General features: G+C 51.2%; 14 protein-coding genes and 1 other RNA gene. 12 read left to right on the top strand and 3 right to left on the bottom strand.

Translation table 11 applies throughout. The features are described from left to right. Nucleotides 1-132: 132 nt before the first annotated feature. The 5 genes from ssrS to queA all read left to right on the top strand — a co-directional run bounded on the left by ssrS (nucleotide 133) and on the right by queA (nucleotide 6,578). Nucleotides 133-316, top strand: a non-coding RNA gene (ssrS, locus tag ACTQZS_RS04500) — 6S RNA. A 906-nt stretch (nucleotides 317-1,222) separates the two neighbouring features. Then, a complete protein-coding gene (gene pheS / locus ACTQZS_RS04495) occupies nucleotides 1,223-2,242 on the top strand; it encodes a phenylalanine--tRNA ligase subunit alpha (RefSeq protein ID WP_441099313.1) in 1,020 nt (339 codons plus the stop codon). Between the two features lie 170 nt (nucleotides 2,243-2,412). After that, nucleotides 2,413-4,839: a phenylalanine--tRNA ligase subunit beta gene (pheT, locus tag ACTQZS_RS04490; protein ID WP_441474776.1), complete on the top strand. Its 2,427-nt coding sequence runs from the start codon at nucleotides 2,413-2,415 to the stop codon at nucleotides 4,837-4,839. A gap of 19 nt (nucleotides 4,840-4,858) precedes the next feature. Next, on the top strand, nucleotides 4,859-5,563 hold the full coding sequence (locus ACTQZS_RS04485; RefSeq protein ID WP_441474775.1) for a histidine phosphatase family protein: 705 nt from the start codon (nucleotides 4,859-4,861) through the stop codon (nucleotides 5,561-5,563). Next, nucleotides 5,550-6,578: a tRNA preQ1(34) S-adenosylmethionine ribosyltransferase-isomerase QueA gene (queA, locus tag ACTQZS_RS04480; protein ID WP_441099312.1), complete on the top strand. Its 1,029-nt coding sequence runs from the start codon at nucleotides 5,550-5,552 to the stop codon at nucleotides 6,576-6,578. The genes ACTQZS_RS04485 and queA overlap by 14 nt, the downstream gene beginning before the upstream one ends. 94 nt (nucleotides 6,579-6,672) lie before the next feature. Here the strand turns inward: queA and ACTQZS_RS04475 are convergent, their stop codons facing one another. Next, a complete protein-coding gene (locus tag ACTQZS_RS04475; protein WP_441474774.1) occupies nucleotides 6,673-7,539 on the bottom strand; it encodes a DegV family protein in 867 nt (288 codons plus the stop codon). 454 nt (nucleotides 7,540-7,993) lie between these two features. Between ACTQZS_RS04475 and ACTQZS_RS04470 the strand changes: the two genes are divergently transcribed. The 7 genes from ACTQZS_RS04470 to ACTQZS_RS04440 all read left to right on the top strand — a co-directional run bounded on the left by ACTQZS_RS04470 (nucleotide 7,994) and on the right by ACTQZS_RS04440 (nucleotide 16,001). Beyond that, the gene (locus ACTQZS_RS04470; protein WP_441099176.1) at nucleotides 7,994-9,340 is read left to right on the top strand and encodes a butyryl-CoA:acetate CoA-transferase; all 1,347 of its coding nucleotides are present in this window, start codon (nucleotides 7,994-7,996) and stop codon (nucleotides 9,338-9,340) included. Nucleotides 9,341-9,604: 264 nt separating this feature from the next. After that, nucleotides 9,605-10,795: an acetyl-CoA C-acetyltransferase gene (locus ACTQZS_RS04465; RefSeq protein ID WP_441099175.1), complete on the top strand. Its 1,191-nt coding sequence runs from the start codon at nucleotides 9,605-9,607 to the stop codon at nucleotides 10,793-10,795. Between the two features lie 99 nt (nucleotides 10,796-10,894). Further along, nucleotides 10,895-11,689, top strand: a complete 795-nt coding sequence (locus tag ACTQZS_RS04460; protein ID WP_441099174.1) for an enoyl-CoA hydratase-related protein — start codon at nucleotides 10,895-10,897, stop codon at nucleotides 11,687-11,689. 108 nt (nucleotides 11,690-11,797) lie between these two features. After that, nucleotides 11,798-12,673 (top strand): 3-hydroxyacyl-CoA dehydrogenase NAD-binding domain-containing protein, encoded by an 876-nt coding sequence (locus ACTQZS_RS04455; RefSeq protein WP_441474773.1) that lies wholly within the window; start codon nucleotides 11,798-11,800, stop codon nucleotides 12,671-12,673. 213 nt (nucleotides 12,674-12,886) lie between these two features. Continuing rightward, the gene (locus ACTQZS_RS04450) at nucleotides 12,887-14,053 is read left to right on the top strand and encodes an acyl-CoA dehydrogenase (RefSeq protein WP_441099172.1); all 1,167 of its coding nucleotides are present in this window, start codon (nucleotides 12,887-12,889) and stop codon (nucleotides 14,051-14,053) included. Between the two features lie 89 nt (nucleotides 14,054-14,142). Beyond that, the gene (locus tag ACTQZS_RS04445) at nucleotides 14,143-14,937 is read left to right on the top strand and encodes an electron transfer flavoprotein subunit beta/FixA family protein (protein ID WP_441099171.1); all 795 of its coding nucleotides are present in this window, start codon (nucleotides 14,143-14,145) and stop codon (nucleotides 14,935-14,937) included. A gap of 17 nt (nucleotides 14,938-14,954) precedes the next feature. Further along, entirely contained in the window at nucleotides 14,955-16,001 is a 1,047-nt protein-coding gene (locus ACTQZS_RS04440; RefSeq protein ID WP_441474772.1) for an electron transfer flavoprotein subunit alpha/FixB family protein, read from the top strand. Between the two features lie 379 nt (nucleotides 16,002-16,380). Here ACTQZS_RS04440 and xylB read toward each other — a convergent pair whose 3' ends face one another. Together xylB and ACTQZS_RS04430 are read right to left on the bottom strand one after the other, a co-directional pair. Continuing rightward, nucleotides 16,381-17,838 carry a xylulokinase gene (gene xylB / locus ACTQZS_RS04435; protein ID WP_441474771.1) on the bottom strand — a complete coding sequence of 486 codons (1,458 nt, stop codon included), beginning with the start codon at nucleotides 17,836-17,838 and terminating at the stop codon, nucleotides 16,381-16,383. A 174-nt stretch (nucleotides 17,839-18,012) separates the two neighbouring features. After that, nucleotides 18,013-19,506, bottom strand: a complete 1,494-nt coding sequence (locus tag ACTQZS_RS04430) for an L-fucose/L-arabinose isomerase family protein (protein ID WP_441099168.1) — start codon at nucleotides 19,504-19,506, stop codon at nucleotides 18,013-18,015. Between the last annotated feature and the right edge of the window lie 55 nt (nucleotides 19,507-19,561).

Genomic DNA, 19,561 nt, shown 5'->3' with positions numbered 1-19,561 from the left:
ATAACGTTTATGTGCAGGATTGCGAGAACGCAGAACGCAGAGCACAGAGCACGGAGCAATCTGAAGCCTGTACAGAGTGTGGTAGAATGGATCGCATTTCAGTTTAATGAATAACACGAAATGTTGAAATGAATTTTCCTGGGGTGTTCGATCCCCTGTCTATTATGAACCTACATTTACTTTAAAACGGGATTCCTATATCAAGGTACGGCTGTCAGGCCTCCGTTTGCAGAGGAAGGCAAAAGTACGTTTGCGGTTGCCCACCTGGAATTTATTTCTAGGAGTCAAATGGCAGGAACGGCATTTCGGGTCGGAGGAGAGTGTATGCTCTCCTCCCTTTTTTACGCGAACAGTGAGCCGCAGCCGAATGCGAAGTATTCGTGTGCGGCGAGCGTCGCGATAGCGAGATCTGCAAGTTCGGCGCTTCCGTTGGCGTGACCGGGCGATCGTATGCTCTCCCCTTTTTTGCGAGAGCTGAAAGAGGAAATAAATCCACCACATACATTTTATGCCGTTTTTCTTGACACTGTTAGGGGAAGAAGCTAGAATAACAGGCAGTGAAAAGCGTTGAAGACGTATGTATGGGTATATTGACCCGCAGAGAGGAAGGATCGCTGGCTGAAAGTTCTTCCGGGCTCCGGTATATTCAGAGTTTCGCGTCGGAGCTTCTTTTCTGAACGCCGGAGTTTTTCCGGCCGGTAGGATCAGACGTGTCTGCACGTTACAGCAGCTATGAGTGTCCGTTTTTTCTGTGTGGAGAACAGCCTGCGGCAGCAGGGAGAGCCGCACGGGAGAATCGGGAATCAGGGTGGTACCGCGAGAGTTTTGCCTCGTCCCTAGACCGGGACGGGGCTTTTTTTACGCGAACAGTAAGCCGCAGCCGAATGCGAAGTATTCGTGTGCGGCGAGCGTCGCGATAGCGAGATAAAACTCGCGCAGCGTGTTTTATCTCGTTGCGCTTCTGTTTTCGGCTGAAGGAGCGGCATTCAGACGGAAATAACATTTTTTCGTCGGAAGGCCTGGACTTGACCGGAATGCAGCATTCGTCGGAAAGCCCGTTGACAGGAATGGTGCCGGCGGCCTTCCAGTGATGCGAGGGAGTTACCGGTAAGACAGCGATGGGGCCCTGCCCGGGCGGTGAATCAGAGAGCACCGTTGAAGTATCATGTAAAGATCAAAAAAGATCAAAAATGAAAGAGGAAAAACAATGAGTGATGTAAGCATGAAGGAAAAACTGGAAGCGATTGTCGGAAAGACATTGGAGAGCCTTCGGGAAGCTCACACTCCGGATGCGTTGAACGAGATCCGTGTCAATGTACTTGGAAAAAAGGGCGAGCTGAAGAATCTGATGAAAGCCATGAAGGATGTGGCGCCGGAGGATCGTCCACGGGTCGGGCAGCTTGTTAATGAGGCGAGAGATACAATTTCGGAGAAACTGGATGAGGCAAGGCAGAAGATTGAACTGGAGCAGATGAATCTGCGTATGAAGCAGGAAACCATCGATGTGACGCTTCCGGCGAAGAAGGCTGAGATCGGTCATCGTCATCCGAACACAATCGCACTCGAAGAGATGGAGAGAATCTTTGTCGGAATGGGATACGAGGTCGTTGAAGGACCGGAAGTTGAGTACGACGAGTATAATTTTACAAAGCTGAACATTCCGGCGAACCATCCGGCCAAGGACGAGCAGGATACCTTCTACATCACAAAGGATATTGTGCTGCGTACGCAGACATCTCCGGTTCAGGCCAGGAGAATGGAGCAGGGAAATCTGCCGATCCGTATGATCTCACCCGGACGGGTATTCCGCGCGGACGAGGTGGATGCTACTCATTCTCCTTCCTTCCATCAGGTGGAGGGCCTTGTCATCGACAAAAATATTACATTCTCAGATCTCAAAGGCACACTGGAAGAATTCGCAAAGGAAATCTTCGGACCGGACACGAAGACAAAATTCCGTCCGCATCACTTCCCGTTTACAGAACCGAGTGCAGAGATGGATGTCAGCTGTTTCAAGTGTGGTGGAAAGGGATGCCGTTTCTGCAAGGGCGAGGGATGGATCGAAATCCTCGGATGCGGAATGGTTCATCCGCATGTACTGGAAATGTGCGGCATTGATCCGGAACAGTACACGGGCTTTGCGTTCGGAGTTGGACTTGAGCGTATCGCACTTCTGAAGTATGAAATTGATGACATGCGCCTTCTGTACGAGAACGATGCGCGGTTCCTGAAGCAGTTCTGATGATCCGGAGAGATAGAAACGGAACATGGATGCGCCGGGTTCAGAGAAATAAAAGACTGAGGCATGGATAAAGCCGCAGGCATGGATAAAGCCGCAGGTGAGGATAAAGCCGCAGGTGAGAATAAAGCACAGGCGAAGACAAAACCCTGATCAGATATAGGAGAGAAAGAATGAATACATCTTATTCATGGATAAAAAAATACGTACCGGATCTTGATGTCACCCCGCAGGAATATTTTGATGGGATGACGCTTTCCGGAACAAAATGTGAGACCTACGAGGTACTGGATAAAAATCTGAAAAATATTGTGGTCGGACAGATACGATCGATCGAGAAGCATCCGGATGCTGACCATCTGGTGATCTGCCAGGTGGACATCGGGACCGGGACGATACAGATCGTGACCGGCGCACCCAATGCGCACGAGGGCATGCTTACCCCGGTTGTTCTTCCCGGAGGCAAGGTGGCCGGCGGACATGACGGAAGCGCACTTCCTGAGGAAGGCATCGAGATCAAGGACGGTATGCTCCGCGGAGTTCCATCGCACGGAATGATGTGCTCGATTGAGGAGCTTGGAAGTTCGAGAGAATTCTATCCCGAGGCGCCGGAGAACGGAATCTATGAGTTCTCAGAGGATGACGGGGTGAAGCCCGGCGATGACGCGATCGCAGCACTCGGGCTTCACGATGTGAACTTCGAATATGAAATTACCTCGAACCGTGTGGACTGCTACAGCGTGATTGGTATTGCGAGGGAAGCAGCAGCTACCTTCCATCAGAAATTTTACCCGCCGGTGATCAGGGAGACGGGCAACAACGAGGATGTCAATGACTATATCAGGGTAACCGTTGAGGACCAGACTCTATGCCCGCGTTATACGGCAAGAGTCGTGAAAAACATTCATCTGGCACCGTCGCCGAAGTGGATGCAGAGATGTCTCGCTTCAAACGGCATCCGTCCCATCAATAATGTCGTGGATATCACGAACTATGTGATGGAGGAATACGGGCAGCCGATGCATGCTTACGATCTCGATACGATTGCCGAGAAGCATATCATCGTGAGACGGGCAGATGACGGGGAGAAATTCACCACTCTGGACGGAAAAGAATACACGCTGGATTCCTCGATTCTGACGATCCGTGACGATGAGAAGGCGGTAGGCTTGGCCGGAATCATGGGAGGTGAAAATTCCATGATTACGGACAATGTACACACCATGCTTTTTGAAGCAGCCTGCTTTGACGGTACCAATATCCGTCTTTCCTCCAAAAAGATTGGAAACCAGACGGATGCATCCAGAAAATTTGACAAGGGTCTCGATCCGAATACTGCCCTTGAAGCGATGAACCGCGCCTGCATGCTCATCGAAGAGTTCGGGGCAGGAGAGGTAGTCGGCGGAGCCATTGATATCTACCCGGTTAAACGAGAAGAGTCGAGAGTTACGTTTGAGCCTGACAAAATCAACCGCCTTCTGGGCACGAACCTTTCAGCGGAGGAGCAGTTGAAGTATCTTGCCTCTGTGGAACTCAGATATGATAAGAAGACGAATGAGATCGTGGCTCCAACCTTCCGGCAGGATATCCACAGGACCTGCGATATTGCGGAGGAAGTTGCGAGATTCTTCGGTTATAATAATATTCCGACGACACTTCCGACTGGAGAGGCGACCACTGGAAGACTGTCGTTCAAGAACAGGGTTGAGGCGAAGGCAAGAGATGTGGCAGAGTACTGCGGATTTTCTCAGGGGATGTGCTACTCCTTCGAGAGTCCGAAGGCTTTCGACAAGCTTTTGTTCCCGGAAGATGATCCGGTCAGAAAGGCTATTGCGATTTCCAACCCGCTGGGTGAGGATTTTTCGATCATGCGGACTACTTCTCTGAACGGCATGCTGACATCCCTTGCGACCAACTACAACCGCCGCAACAAGGATGTCCGTCTCTATGAACTCGGAAATATATATATTCCGAAAGAACTGCCGCTGACAGAGCTTCCGGATGAGAGAATGCAGTTTACTCTGGGCTTTTACGGCAAGGGCGACTTCTACGATATGAAAGGTGTGGCAGAGGAATTTCTCGGACAGATTGGCATGCATGACAGGGTAGAATACGATGCGAAAGCCGGAAAACCGTTCCTTCACCCCGGACGCCAGGCCCTGATCCGATATGACGGAAATATTATCGGGTATCTCGGCGAAGTTCATCCGATGGTACTGAAAAACTACGGAATCGGTGAGCGCGCATATGTGGCTGTACTTGATATGCCGGAGATCCTTCCGTTCGCTTCCTTTGAACGCAAGTTCGAGGGAATCGCGAAATTCCCTGCGGTAACCCGTGATATTTCCATGGTGGTTCCGAAGGAAATTGAAGCCGCTGTTATAGAAAAAATGATCCGCCAGAGGGGCGGAAAAATCCTGGAGGATCTGAAGCTGTTCGATATCTATGAGGGAGAACAGGTTGAGGCAGGACATAAATCCATGGCTTATTCGCTGACATTCCGTTCCAGAGAAAAGACGCTGGAGGAGTCGGATATCGCGGCATCAATGAAGAAGATTCTGAACGGACTGTCAGGTCTCGGCATCGAACTCCGGCAGTAATGTAAGAGGAGAGGTAAAGGTGAAAATATACGCAATCCGGCATGGCGAAACATCCTGGAACAAAGAAAGACGACTGCAGGGGCAAAAGGGCAGTGATTTGGACAGCGAGGGAGTATTGCTCGCGGAGATGACGGCGGAAGCACTTCGGGAAGTGAAATTTGATATCTGCTACACAAGTCCTCTGGTTCGTGCCCGTCATACGGCTGAAATTATTCTCGCGGACCGCAAGGTTCCGGTGATTCTGGAACCGAGAATTGAGGAAATCGGATTCGGAGTCTGGGAAGGATTGTGCTGCGATGCGGATCATCCGGAGAGAATGCAGATTCCGCTGGATGAGTATATCCGGTTTCAGGAGGATCCGCTTCATTATATTCCGCCGGAGGGAGGGGAACGGATTCAGGATGTCCTGGAGAGAACGCACAATTTTTATGAGGAGCTGATTCACAACCCCGATCTGCAGGACAAAACCGTATTGGTATCCTCACATGGCTGCGCCGTCCGTGCTTTTCTGAACAATGTATACGATAACAAAGAGGATTTCTGGCACGGAGGTGTGCCGATGAACTGCTCCGTCAGCATTATTGACGTGGAAAACGGAGTGGGAAGGCTGGAGGCATCGGATCAGGTATTTTATCCGAAAAAATACTATCACAGTTTTTACAAGCATCCGTCAGATGCCGGTGATCAGAAGGAGAAAAAGAAACATGCCGATGAAAACAAGTGATTTCTATTACGACCTGCCGCAGGAACTGATTGCCCAGGACCCGCTGGAGGACAGAAGTTCCTCCAGACTGATGTGCCTGAACAGAGAGACCGGAGAGGTGCGGCACGAACACTTCACGCAGGTGATAGACCATCTGACAGATAAGGACTGTCTGGTCATCAATGATACAAAGGTGATTCCTGCCCGTCTTTACGGGACCAAGAAGGATACTGGCGCGGTGATCGAGGTTCTGCTTCTGACACGGAAGAAGGATAACATATGGGAGACGCTGGTGAAGCCCGGAAGGAAGTGCAAGGTTGGAACGGAACTTGTTTTCGGACACGAGGGAATCCTGACAGGCACCGTCGTTGATGTGACAGAAGATGGAAACCGGTTTATTCAGTTTCATTATGAGGGAATTTTCGAGGAAATTCTGGACAAGCTCGGAGAGATGCCTCTTCCGCCGTACATCAAGCACAAGCTGAAGGACCGCACCAGATATAATACCGTCTACGCGAAGAATGACGGATCGGCAGCAGCGCCGACGGCAGGACTTCATTTTACAAAGGAACTGCTTCAGCAGATCCGGGACAAGGGCGTGAAGATTGCGCATGTGACGCTTCATGTCGGACTCGGCACCTTCCGTCCGGTAAAGGTAGAGGACGTCACGAAGCATCAGATGCATTCCGAGATGTATATTGTAGAGCCGGATCAGGCAAAAATCATCAATGATACGAAGGCAGCAGGAGGCCGGGTGATCTGTGTGGGCACAACCAGCTGCCGCACACTGGAATCCGCGACAGATGAGAATGGAATCCTTCAGCCGGGCAGCGCCTGGACCAGCATTTTTATCTATCCGGGCTATCAGTTCAAGATTATGGACGGACTGATCACGAATTTTCACCTCCCGGAATCCACACTGATCATGCTGGTGTCCGCGTTTGCGGGTAAGGATAATATTATGAATGCGTACCGCATCGCTGTGCAGGAAAAATATCGCTTCTTCAGCTTCGGGGATGCGATGCTTATAGAATAACAGCAAAATCTCATTATTTGCGGTTTGCGGCCACCTGTGGCCGTAAACACGATTAAGGGCGGCTGTTCTGCTTATGCAGAACAGCCGCCCGAGCTTATACAGTGACCGCAGCGATGCCCATGGCACCTTTTCCGCCGTGGCAGGAAATGGTGCAGCCGGTCATGACGTATTCAGTATTTTGAAATCCGTTCTCGACAGCGATTTCCTTCATACGATCCAAAACATCCTGAGCCAGTCCCTTTCCATACATCAGATACAGGGTATCCTTGCGGCAGTCATAACGGCTGAGAAAATCCCGATAGAACTTATCGACAATCTTGCGCATGGAACCCCGGTATTTCCTGGTTGCGATCAGGTGACCGGTGCTGTCAATCTCGATCAGCGGTTTCAGATTGAGGATGTTGGCGGCAATGTATGAGGCATTGGATACTCTTCCGCCGGCCCGCAGATATGCGAGTGTCGCCGGGATAAACTGGCACTCGATATGATCTGAGATAGAGCGGAGTTCATCCGCGAAGGCACTGTAATCCGTGATCTGTTCCCCGCGTTCCCGGATCAGACGGTATGCTTCCGATATGTAAGCGGTACAGCCTCCGGATACAGACTTTGTATCAATCAGATAGACATCCTGAAAACCCTCGTCATCAATGGCAAGCCGGGCGTGGTCATATGTGCTTGATGCGGCGGCAGAGTAAGCAAAGTGATAAATCACACATCCGGGATGTTCTTCCTGCAGCCTGTGGAAAAAGTCGATGTATTCACCCTCGTTTACCGCAGATGTTGTCGGAATTCTTCCGGTTTCGTCAAAATAGTCAAATACGCGGTCAATCGGAAAATGACCATCGTCAAATGACTCGCCGTTCATAATGACATGCATTGGAACGACATGAATCTGATATTTTTGCACAAGCGATTCCGGAAGATCCGATCCGCTTTCTGTTGATATGAGAATCTCTCTCATATATATTCTCCTGTCCAGCGCCATGAATTTGGGTTGTTGCAGACGCTTAAACTCAGTATATCCTTTTTCGAAAGAAATGAACAGTGCAAAGCAGGAATTTTCGCTGTTCTTGCTGTTCCGGTCAGACAGTTGTTGGAAAATTGTTCCGTTTGTGGTGCTTCGGCAGGGTTGTTCCATGAAGACTGCCCTTGAGGTGCGGCGGATAATGTGAAAAAACTGTCTTTTCTAACTGTGATTGGTAACCAATGCGAAATTATATACAGAACCGGATGTAAACGGAAAATGGAGGAGGCGAAGAAACAGAAAGACAATAGCGGGAAAAGAAAATAGCAGAAAAATAATTTACATTTGTCACAAAAATGGTAAAATACAGATAGGTTGTTAAAAAAATATCATAAAGCGCGGTCCCTGAAAATGGAAACAGAAAGGCGTCTGGAAGAGGAGGAATGGGCTGATGAATTACGATGAAAAGTACAAGGAGAAACTGGTAACCGCCGAGAAGGCAGCTTCGGTAATTAAAAGCGGCGACTGGGTTGATTACGGATGGTGTGTAGGAACAAATGTTGCTGTCGATAAAGCCCTGGCGAAGAGAATGCCTGAGCTTCATGACGTGAACATCCGCGGCGGCGTTCTCTGCCATGCTCCGGCTATCTTCGGAATTGAAAATCCGGCGGAACATTTTATCTGGAACAGCTGGCATATGAATCCGGTGGAGAGACATTCGGTATCCAAAGGGTTCTGCTTTTATACGCCGCTTCGTTATTCTGAGCTGCCGCGCCTCTACAGAGAGAGCACGATGCCGTTGAATGTGGCAATTTTTCAGGTATCGCCGATGGACAAACACGGCTACTTCAATTTCGGTCCCTGCGCGAGTCAGATGAGCGCTGTTGTGGAGACGGCAGATATCGTAATCGCAGAGGTGAACAAAAACATGCCGGTATGTCTCGGAACCCGGGATAATTACGTGCACATTGACCAGATCGATATGATCGTTGAGGGAGATGATCCTGCGATTGACGAGGTGCCGGCAGGCGGAGAGGCCAGTGATGTGGATAAGGCGGTCGCGGAGCTTGTGGTTCCGGAAATCTCGGACGGCGCCTGCCTGCAGCTGGGGATCGGCGGAATGCCGAACGCGATCGGCAAAATGATTGCGGAAAGTGACCTGAAGGATCTGGGTATTCACACGGAGATGTATGTGGATTCCTTCGTGGATATGGCAGAGGCGGGCAAAATTAACGGGTCAAAGAAGAACATTGACCGGGGGCTTCAGGTGTATGCTTTCGGCGCCGGCACCCGAAGGATGTACGATTATCTCGACGGAAATCCGGAATGTATGGCTGCCTCTGTCGGATATGTCAACGACATCGATACCATCGGCGCGATTGACAATTTTATCTCTATTAATAACGCTGTGGACATTGATCTCTACGGACAGGTTAACGCCGAGAGCGCAGGGATCAAAAATATTTCGGGAGCCGGCGGACAGCTCGACTTTGTACTTGGAGCGTATAAATCCAGGGGCGGAAAGAGCTTTATCTGCCTGTCGTCCGCGTACAAGGACAAAAAGACCGGGGAGATCAAGAGCCGGATCCGTCCGACGCTGACCCCGGGAAGCGTGGTTACAGATACCCGCGCGAACACGATGTATATCGTGACCGAGTATGGAAAGGTCTGCCTGAAGGGGCTCTCCATGTGGCAGAGAGCGGAACAGCTGATCAATATCGCGCATCCGAAGGTACGGGATGAACTGATCCGTGAGGCGGAGAAAATGAACATCTGGAGACGGTCCAATAAGAGATGACATGCGGCGGCGATGTCAAGGAAAAAACTATACAAGATTGCGATCCAAATTTAGCAAGTTTTTTCCAAAATAAAGATTGATAAATATTTGACAAAAAGGCGGAATAGGGGTATGATGATTACATCGTTAAGAAATAAACGAGCATTGTTCCGGCGGTCTGAATCAGAAGACGCGGTACAGCGTTCCGGCTTTTTCCTGACGGTGATTCATGAGGATATACATATTTCACGTACTATAATATTTATTTTTTAAGGAGGCTTTAATATGGCTGAGAAAATTGTTATTGCTGGCGCCTGCCGTACTGCGATCGGTAAGATGGGTGGAGAACTTAGCACAGTTCCGGTTGCTGATCTCGGAACAATTGTTATCAAAGAGGCTCTGAAGCGCTCCGGAGTACCGGCGGATAAGGTAGACATGGTATACATGGGATGTGTACTTCAGGCAGGACAGGGACAGAACGTTGCCCGTCAGGCATCTGTAAATGCGGGAATTCCGGTTGAGGTTCCGGCAATGACTCTTAATATTCTCTGCGGTTCCGGACTTGCGGCTGTCAACATGGCAGCAGACATGATCCGTGCGGGAGAGGCGGAAATCGTTGTTGCAGGCGGCATGGAGAGCATGTCCAAAGCTCCGTACCTTCTGCAGAACGGACGTTATGGATACAGAATGGGCGATGGAGCACTGATTGATTCCATGACGCATGACGCTCTTACCGATGCATTCAACAATTATCATATGGGAATCACAGCTGAGAATGTTGCCGAGAAATACGGCCTGACCAGAGAAGAGCTCGACGAGTTCTCCGCAAAATCTCAGCAGAAAGCCTGCAAGGCAATTGAAGAGGGCAAGTTCAAGGATGAGATCGTTCCGGTAGAGGTAAAGGGACGTAAGGGCAAGGTTACCATCGTTGATACCGATGAGGGACCGCGCCCGGGAACAACAGCAGAAGGACTTGCAAAGCTTCGCCCCGCTTTCAAGAAGGACGGAATTGTAACCGCGGGTAATGCTTCCGGAATTAATGACGGTGCGGCAGCAGTTGTAGTAATGACAGAATCCAAGGCAAAAGAGCTCGGTGTAAAGCCGATGGCTTCCTGGATCGCAGGCGCGCTCGGCGGCGTTGATCCGGCTATCATGGGCGTAGGACCGATCGTAGCTACCAGAAATCTGCTGAAGAAGACCGGAATGACCGTTGCGGACTTCGATCTGTACGAGGCAAATGAGGCATTTGCTACACAGTCTCTCGCAGTTGCCAAGGAACTCGGATTTGATCCGGAGAAGCTGAATGTAAACGGAGGAGCAATCGCTCTTGGACATCCGGTAGGATGCTCCGGAACAAGAATCCTTGTTACCCTGCTCTATGAGATGCAGAAGAGAAAAGCGAACAAAGGTCTTGCAACTCTTTGCATCGGCGGCGGCATGGGCTGCGCTACCGCGGTAGAGAGATACGAGGAGTAAACGGAAACTTATCAGGAGCTGAAACGGAGCTGTTTTTCCCTGCACAGGGAGAGCCGTTTCCGGCTCCTGAATCATATTGGATAAGAAAGGGTTTCTATCATGGCATATGTTACATATGAAACCGAAGGCGCGGTAGCAATTGCCACTATTGACCGCCCGAAGGCTCTGAATGCATTAAACAGCGAAGTTCTTGACGATCTGGAGAAGGTGATTGAGGGCATTGATCTTGATACCATCCGTTGCCTCATCATCACCGGTGCCGGCGATAAATCCTTCGTAGCCGGTGCGGATATCGGAGAGATGAGCACCCTGACAGCTGCCGAGGGAGAGGCTTTCGGCAAGAAGGGAAATGACCTGTTCCGCAAAATTGAGACGCTCCCGATTCCTGTCATTGCCGCGGTTAACGGATTTGCTCTGGGCGGCGGCAACGAGATCGCAATGAGCTGTGATTTCCGCATCTGCTCTGAGAATGCCGTATTCGGACAGCCGGAAGCCGGCCTTGGAATTACGCCGGGCTTTGGAGGCACACAGAGACTTGCTCGTCTGGTAGGACCGGGAATGGCAAAGCAGCTGATCTACACCGCAAGAAATATCAAGGCGGATGAGGCGTTCCGCATTGGTCTTGTCAACCAGGTGGTGCCGCAGGAAGAGCTGATGCCAACGGTGAAAAAAATTGCTTCCATTATCGCGGGCAACGCGCCGATCGCGGTAAGAGCATGCAAGAAAGCGGTCAACGAGGGCCTTCAGGAGAATATCGATGATGCACTTGTGATCGAGGAGAAGCTCTTCGGTTCCTGCTTCAATTCCGAGGATCAGAAGGAGGGAATGGCAAATTTCCTCCGCAAAAAGGATGATCCGAAGAAGGTAAAACACGTGGCATTCCAGAACAAGTAATCGTATAATACAGTACAGGTGTCCGGCACCGGTTTTTTCGCGTTCCGTAAGCCGGACACCAGATACTGTTTCCATCACTATAGAATAATCTATGCAGGAGGTACAGCAATGAAAGTTGGTATTATTGGCGCCGGCACAATGGGTTCCGGTATTGCACAGGCATTTGCACAGTGCGATGAAGTGGAGAAGGTTTATCTCTGTGATATCAAGCAGGAGTTCGCTGACGGCGGCTTCGCGAAGATCAAGAAGGGCCTCGATAAGAGAGTGGCGCGGGGAAAGATTGACCAGGCAACTGTTGATGGAATCCTTGGCAAGATCGAAACCGGACTGAACACAATCTGCACAGATGCTGATCTGATCGTAGAGGCGGCTCTTGAGAATATGGAAATCAAGAAAAACTGCTTCAAGGATCTTCAGGAGAACGTCGTAAAGAACCCGAACTGCATCTACGCGTCCAACACCTCTTCTCTGTCTATCACAGAGATCGGATCCGGACTTGCAAAACCGGTCATCGGAATGCATTTCTTCAATCCGGCTCCGGTTATGAAGCTGGTAGAGGTTATTGCCGGAATCAACACTCCTGCTGAGACCGTTGCCCGGGTCAAGGAGATTGCGGTTAAGCTCGGCAAGACTCCGGTAGAGGTTAATGAGGCAGCCGGATTCGTTGTAAACCGTATCCTTGTGCCGATGATCAATGAAGGAATCTGTGTATACGCTGCAGGCGTTTCTGATATTGAAGGCATTGATACCGCTATGAAGCTCGGATGCAACCATCCGATGGGACCGCTTGAGCTGGGAGATTATATCGGACTTGATATTGTACTTGCCATCATGGATGTCATTTACAAAGAGACCGGTGATTCCAAGTACCGCGCATGCCCGCTCCTTCGCAAGATGGTTCGCGGCAAACAGCTCGGAGTCAAGACCGGAATTGGATTCTATGATTACTCCAATGGCGGAAAGGTTCCGACCGACAAGAAGTAATCAAATCATAAAGCATACATTTTCCGGCAGCGGACCACTGCGTTCGTTTGCCGGATAAACGCGTGTCCTTTCAGGACACCTTCGAAAAGACGTCCGGCTCCGGTTTCCGGCGCTGCATCGAGTGGCTGTACAGACGTATCTGCCACCGGTTCACGCGTGCGGTTGCCCGTTTTGCTTTCCGGAAGAGATTATAATAACGTTTGGAGGTTAGACATGGATTTCACGTTAGATAAAAAACATGAAATGGCGAGATCTCTTTTCAGAGACTTCGCGCAGAATGAAGTAAAGCCTCTTGCGCAGGAGATCGATGAGGAAGAGAGATTTCCGCGCGAGACATTTGACAAGCTCGCAAAATACGGCTTTATGGGAATTACCGCTCCCAGAGAGTACGGCGGACAGGGCTGCGATGAACTGACATATGTGCTCTGTCTGGAAGAGATCGCAAAGGTCTGTGGAACGACTGCGGTTGCTCTTTCTGCTCATACTTCTCTGTGCATCGACCCGATCATGACCTTCGGTACCGAGGAGCAGAAGAAGAAATATATTCCGAAGCTCGCAAAAGGTGAGTGGCTTGGTGCCTTCGGTCTGACCGAGCCCGGCGCCGGAACAGATGCGCAGGGACAGCAGACAAAGGCAGTCCTTGACGGAGACGAGTGGGTTCTGAACGGCTCCAAGTGCTTCATCACAAACGGCAAGGAAGCGGATGTTTACATCATCATTGCGGTAACCGGAACGGTTGAGAAACGTGGCAGAAAGCAGAAAGAGATCTCCGCGTTCATCGTGGAAAAGGGAACGCCGGGCTTCACCTTCGGAACGAAGGAGAAGAAGATGGGTATCCGCGGATCCGCGACCTATGAGCTGATTTTCCAGGACTGCCGCATCCCGAAGGAGAACATCCTCGGCGCGAAGGGCAAGGGCTTCGGAATCGCCATGCACACGCTGGACGGCGGACGTATCGGAATCGCGACACAGGCTCTCGGCCTCGCGGAGGGCGCGCTGGATCTTACCGTAGCCTACACGAAGGAGAGAAAGCAGTTCGGACGTTCGATCGCACAGTTCCAGAACACACAGTTCCAGCTCGCAAATCTGAAGACAACCTGTGACGCTGCTCAGCTTCTGGTATATAAGGCAGCCTGCGCGAAGGACGCTGCCGGCTTCTCACCGGCATCCACTTACAGCGTAGAGGCTGCAGAGGCAAAGCTGTTTGCCGCAAAGGCCGCGATGGATGTCACGACAGAATGTGTACAGCTCCACGGCGGTTATGGTTATATCAGAGAGTATGACGTAGAGCGTATGATGCGTGACGCAAAGATCACCGAGATCTATGAGGGAACCGCAGAAGTTATGCGTATGGTTATTTCTGCAAATCTATTGAAATAAGCTCTTCGAAAACGCAGACAGGATCGTCACACGCGAAGCGTGTGTAAGAGACTGTATGCGGTTTACTGAAATAACAGGAGGAATATACCGTGAAGATAATTGTTTGTATTAAACAGGTACCGGATACCGCAGGCGGTGTCAAATTCAAACCGGATGGTACCTTGGACCGTGCGGCTATGCTTGCCATCATGAATCCGGACGACAAGGCCGGACTTGAGGCGGCACTGAGAATCAAGGACGAGACCGGAGCGGAGGTTACGGTCCTCACCATGGGACTTCCGAAGGCAGCTGATGTTCTTCGCGAGGCGATTGCGATGGGCGCGGACAAGGGCGTTCTTCTGACCGACAGGAAGCTCGGCGGAGCAGATACCTGGGCGACTTCCTCGACGCTTGCTGCCGGGATCCGCAAAATCGGAGAGTATGATCTGATCATCACCGGACGTCAGGCGATCGACGGCGATACCGCGCAGGTTGGACCGCAGATCGCCGAGCACCTCGGCATTCCGGTGATCTCCTATGCGCAGGCGATCAAGGTGAACGAGGCGGAGAAGACCGTAGAGGTTGAGCGTCAGTTCGACGACAGATATCATGTGCTGAAGGCAAAGATGCCCTGCCTGATCACAGCTCTTTCCGAGCTGAATCCTCCGCGCTACATGACTCCGGCGGGAATCTGGGATGCGGTTGACGCGGAAATCACCACTTACAATCGCGATGATCTGACTACACTGAAGGATGAGGACTGCGGTCTCGCTGGTTCTCCGACAAAGATCGCGAAGGCTTCCGACAAGGTACGCAAGGGAGCAGGCACCATGTTCAAGGATCTTGATCCGGATGCCGGTGCTGCTGTCATCTGCGAAGAACTGACAAAGAGACATTATATTTGATGAAGGCGGTGAGTAGAATGAGTTTAGAAGATTACAAGGGTGTATATATCTTTGCACAGCAGGTAGATAATCACATTGACAACATTGCCTTCGAGCTCCTCGGAAAGGCAAGAGACCTGGCAAAGCCTCTGAACACACAGGTTACCGCGGTCCTGATCGGATACCAGGTTGGAGACCTTGCGGACGAACTTGCCGAGTACGGCGCGGACAGGGTCATCGTTGTGGATGATCCGGAACTGAAGGAGTACCGCACGGAGCCTTACGCACACGCGCTGGCATCTGTCATCGAGAAGTACAAGCCGGAGATCATGCTGGTAGGCGCAACCGCGATCGGACGCGATCTCGGACCTACGGTATCGGCCCGTGTTCATACAGGACTTACCGCGGACTGCACCTCCCTCGATATCGGAGATTTCCCGCTTCAGCCGAAGCCGAATCAGGAGCAGAAGCACAATCAGCTGCTCATGACCCGTCCGGCATTCGGAGGCAACACCATTGCCACCATCGCATGCCCGGACAACAGACCGCAGATGTCGACCGTCCGTCCCGGCGTTATGGAGAAGATCACGCCGATCAAGGGCGCAAAGGCTGAGGTCATTAACTACAATCCGGGATTCACTCCGGATGACCGCTATGTCACAATCGAGAAGGTCGTGAAGAAGGTCAGCGAGACGGTAGATATCCAGAAGGCAAAGATTCTGGTATCCGGCGGCCGTGGTGTCGGAAGCCCGGAGAACTTCCAGATCCTCAGAGACCTGGCGGATGTTCTCGGCGGAGAGGTATCTTGCTCCCGTGCGGTAGTGGATAACGGCTGGGCACCGAAGGACCTGCAGGTCGGTCAGACCGGCAAGACCGTTCGTCCGAACATTTATTTCGCAATCGGTATTTCCGGAGCCATCCAGCATGTAGCTGGTATGGAGGAGTCCGACCTGATCATCGCGATCAACAAGGACGAATCCGCGCCGATCTTTGATGTGGCAGACATCGGAATCGTCGGAGATCTGAACAAGATCGTTCCGAAGCTCACGGCGGATATCAAAGCTGAGATTGCAAAAAAAGCCTGAATGAAATATCAGAATGAGAGATTCTGATGTGATGGCTGATATTGTAAGGAAAGCCTGAGCAAAATATCGGAATAAGTAATTCTGACATCCGGGATAAAAGAAAACAGAATCCGCAGGATTTATAAAAACTGAAAAAGGAGGGCTTTCACGCGATGAAATTCGTGTGAAAGCCCTCCTTTTATTTACGCGAACAGTGAGCCGCAGCCGAATGCGAAGTATTCGTGTGCGGCGAGCGTCGCGATAGCGAGATAAAACTCGCGCAGCGTGTTTTATCTCGTTTACGCGAACAGTGAGCCGCAGCCGAATGTGAAGTGTTCGTGTGCGGCGAGCGTCGCGATAGCGAGATAAAACTCACGCAGCGTGTTTTATCTCGTTCATGTCAGAACAGACCCTTGAGAGCAGGATAGAATTTACGGAACCGGTTATACTTCTCCTCGTATTTTTCCGTGAGAACCGGGTCTGGCTCGATTGTATCTGTGACATGTATGATGCGATCTGCCGCGTCCTCGACAGAAGCGAATTCACCACAGCCGACAGCCGCCAGCATGGCGCCGCCGAGAGAGGGACCCTCCTGAATGGCAGGGACATCGAGTGTCAGATTCATGACGTTGGCGCAGATCTTCATCCAGAGTTTTGATTTTGAACCACCGCCGACAATTTTGGAGCGGGTTACATTGAGACCAAGACCTCTGGCAATTTCGAGAGAATCACGAAGACCGAAGGCAACGCCCTCCAAAACAGCCTGCGTCATTTCGGCGCGCGTCGTATCCATGCGCATGCCGATAAAAGCTGCCTTGCAGGAGGGGTCATTGTGCGGGGAACGCTCGCCCATCAGATACGGAAGATAGAAGACACTGTTCTCCCCGAGCCGGGAGATCGATGCCTGCTCTCCGGAATAATCCTTTGTATTCAGAATCTCTTCATTCCACCATTTGTTGCAGGAGGCGGCACTGAGCATACAGCCCATCAGGTGATAGTGACCGTCTGCGTGGCAGAAGGAGTGAAGCGCGTGGTTGGGGGTATCCACAAACGAGGAACTTGAAATAAAGAGCGTGCCGGAAGTTCCGAGCGAAAGGTTGCATCTCTCATTTCCGACGGTTCCGGTTCCGACGGCGGAGGCTGCGTTGTCGCCTGCACCCGCGATGATCTTCACAGTGTGTGGAAAGCCCAGCTCATCCGCAATGGAAGGCCTGAGCGTCCCGACCGGCTCATAGCTTTCATAGAGCTTTGGAAGCTGTGATTCTGTGATGCCGCAGATCTCAAGCATTTCCGGGGACCAGCGTCTGTTTTTCACGTCGACGAGAAGCATTCCGGATGCGTCGGACAGGTCTGTGCAGAAGCTCCCGGAAAGCATATATGCAAGGTAATCCTTCGGAAGCATGATTTTGCATATTCTGCTGAAATTATCGGGCTCATTTTTGCGGACCCAGAGGATCTTGGGGGCGGTGAAGCCGGCGAAAGCAATATTCGCCGTCCAGGAAGCAATTTTAGTCTCACCGACGGTATGATTGAGGTAGTCGGTTTCCTCCTGTGTGCGACCGTCGTTCCACAAAATTGCGGGACGGATAATCTGATCCTTGTCATCAAGGATGACGAGGCCGTGCATCTGGCCTCCAAAACTGATTCCGGCGATCTCACTTCTGTCAATATCTTTGGTCAGGATCTTCATGCCCTCCAGGGATTCTCTGTACCAGTCCGAAGGGTCCTGCTCGGACCATCCGGGGTGAGGAAAGTGGAGAGGATACTCGCGGCTGATGATGTTCCGGATCGTACCAGCGGAATCCATAAGAAGAAGCTTGACAGCAGATGTGCCAAGGTCAATGCCGATATAGTACATAGAGCTATTCCTCCTGTATGTATTTTTGTGACAAATTGTGGCGCCCTGCCTTTGGAGCAGGGCGCTAACTGGTAATTTACGCGAACAGTGAGCCGCAGCCGAATGCGAAGTATTCGTGTGCGGCGAGCGTCGCGATAACGAGAAAAAACTCGCGCAGCGTGTTTTTTCTCGTTGTTAGGCAAAAGGATTTTCGTCCGCGTAGCGGTCTCCGGCGGGATGATTGTATCCGATCTCATCAACCGGGACACCGATGAATTTCAGGGTGTCGTAGAGAGTCTTTCCGTAATGACCAAACATTACGGCACCGTGGTGCGGGAAATTCTTCTCGATCAGCCAGTGACGATAGAAACGGCCCATTTCCGGAATCGCGAAGACACCAATGGATCCGAACGATCTTGTCGCAACCGGAAGAACTTCGCCCTGCGCGACATAGGCGCGGAGCTTGTTGTCTGCGGTTGACTGGAGTCTGTAGAAGGTGATGTCGCCAGGAACGATATCGCCTTCGATTGTTCCGTCGCACCACTCCTTCGGATGGGTGTTCGCCATGATGGCCTGATAAGCCAGATGCGGATTTGTCAGCTTGTTGGAGCAGGTGTTGCCGCAGTGGAAGCCCATGAAGGTGTCGCTGAACTTCCAGTTGTATGCGAATTTGCCCTCGATACTTTCCTTGTACATATCCTTCGGTACGGAGTTGTTGATATCGAGAAGAGTTACCTCATCCTGGCTCAGGCAGAGACCGATGTACTCGGACAGGGTGCCGTAAATATCAACCTCGCAGCTTACCGGGATTCCCCTCTTCATGAGGCGGCTGTTTACATAGCAGGGAACAAAGCGGAACATATCCTGGAACGCGGGCCAGCATTTTGTGGTGAGTGCCACATATTCCTTGCAGCCCTTGTGGCTTTCCGCCCAGTCAAGGAGCGTCAGCTCGTACTGCGCAAGCTTCGGGAGCATCGCCGGCCGGTTTGCCTCGGTGTATCCCATTTCGTTGGACATGTCCTCGACAACAGATGCGATTCTTTCATCATCCGCGTGCTTGGTATAGGACTCATAGAGGTCAAGCTCGGATTCTTCCTCGATCTCGACGTTCAGATTGTAGAGCTGCTTGATCGGTGCATTGCAGGCAAGGAAGTTGGACGGACGCGGGCCGAAGGAGATAATCTTCAGGTTGTTCAGTCCGATGGAAACTCTGGCGATTGGAAGGAATTCATGGATGCGGTCTGCAAGATCATCGGCGTCGCCGACCGGTTCATCAGGGATGTAGGCCTTTACATTGCGCAGAGCCAGGTTGTAGCTCGCGTTGAGCATTCCACAGTATGCGTCGCCGCGGCCGCCCTTCAGATTGGTCTGTGTCTCTTCGGCGGCGGCACAGAACATCACCGGTCCGTCAAAATATTTCGCGAGCATCGTCTCGGAAATCTCCGGACCGAAATTGCCGAGAAATACGCACAGCGCATTGCAGCCTGCGGCCTTCACATCCTTGAGTGCGTTCATCATATCTGTTTCGCTCTCAATGATGGTGATCGGACACTCGTAAATATCTGCGGCGTTATATTTCGCAGCATAGGCATTTACCAGAGCTTTGCGCCGGTCAAGGGTGAGACTTGCCGGAAAACAGTCACGGCTCACGCCGACAATGCCGATTTTTACAACTGGAATATTATTCATTATGATATCCTCCTGATAGATAAAAAGTCTGTGAAGCTTTCCCGGACAGATAAGG

The sequence above is a fragment of the Bilifractor sp. LCP19S3_H10 genome, from assembly GCF_052119185.1.
GTDB lineage: Bacteria > Bacillota > Clostridia > Lachnospirales > Lachnospiraceae > Bilifractor.
The sequence above is the reverse complement of the archived record's forward strand: the minus strand, read 5'-3'. Positions and strand labels throughout refer to the sequence as shown.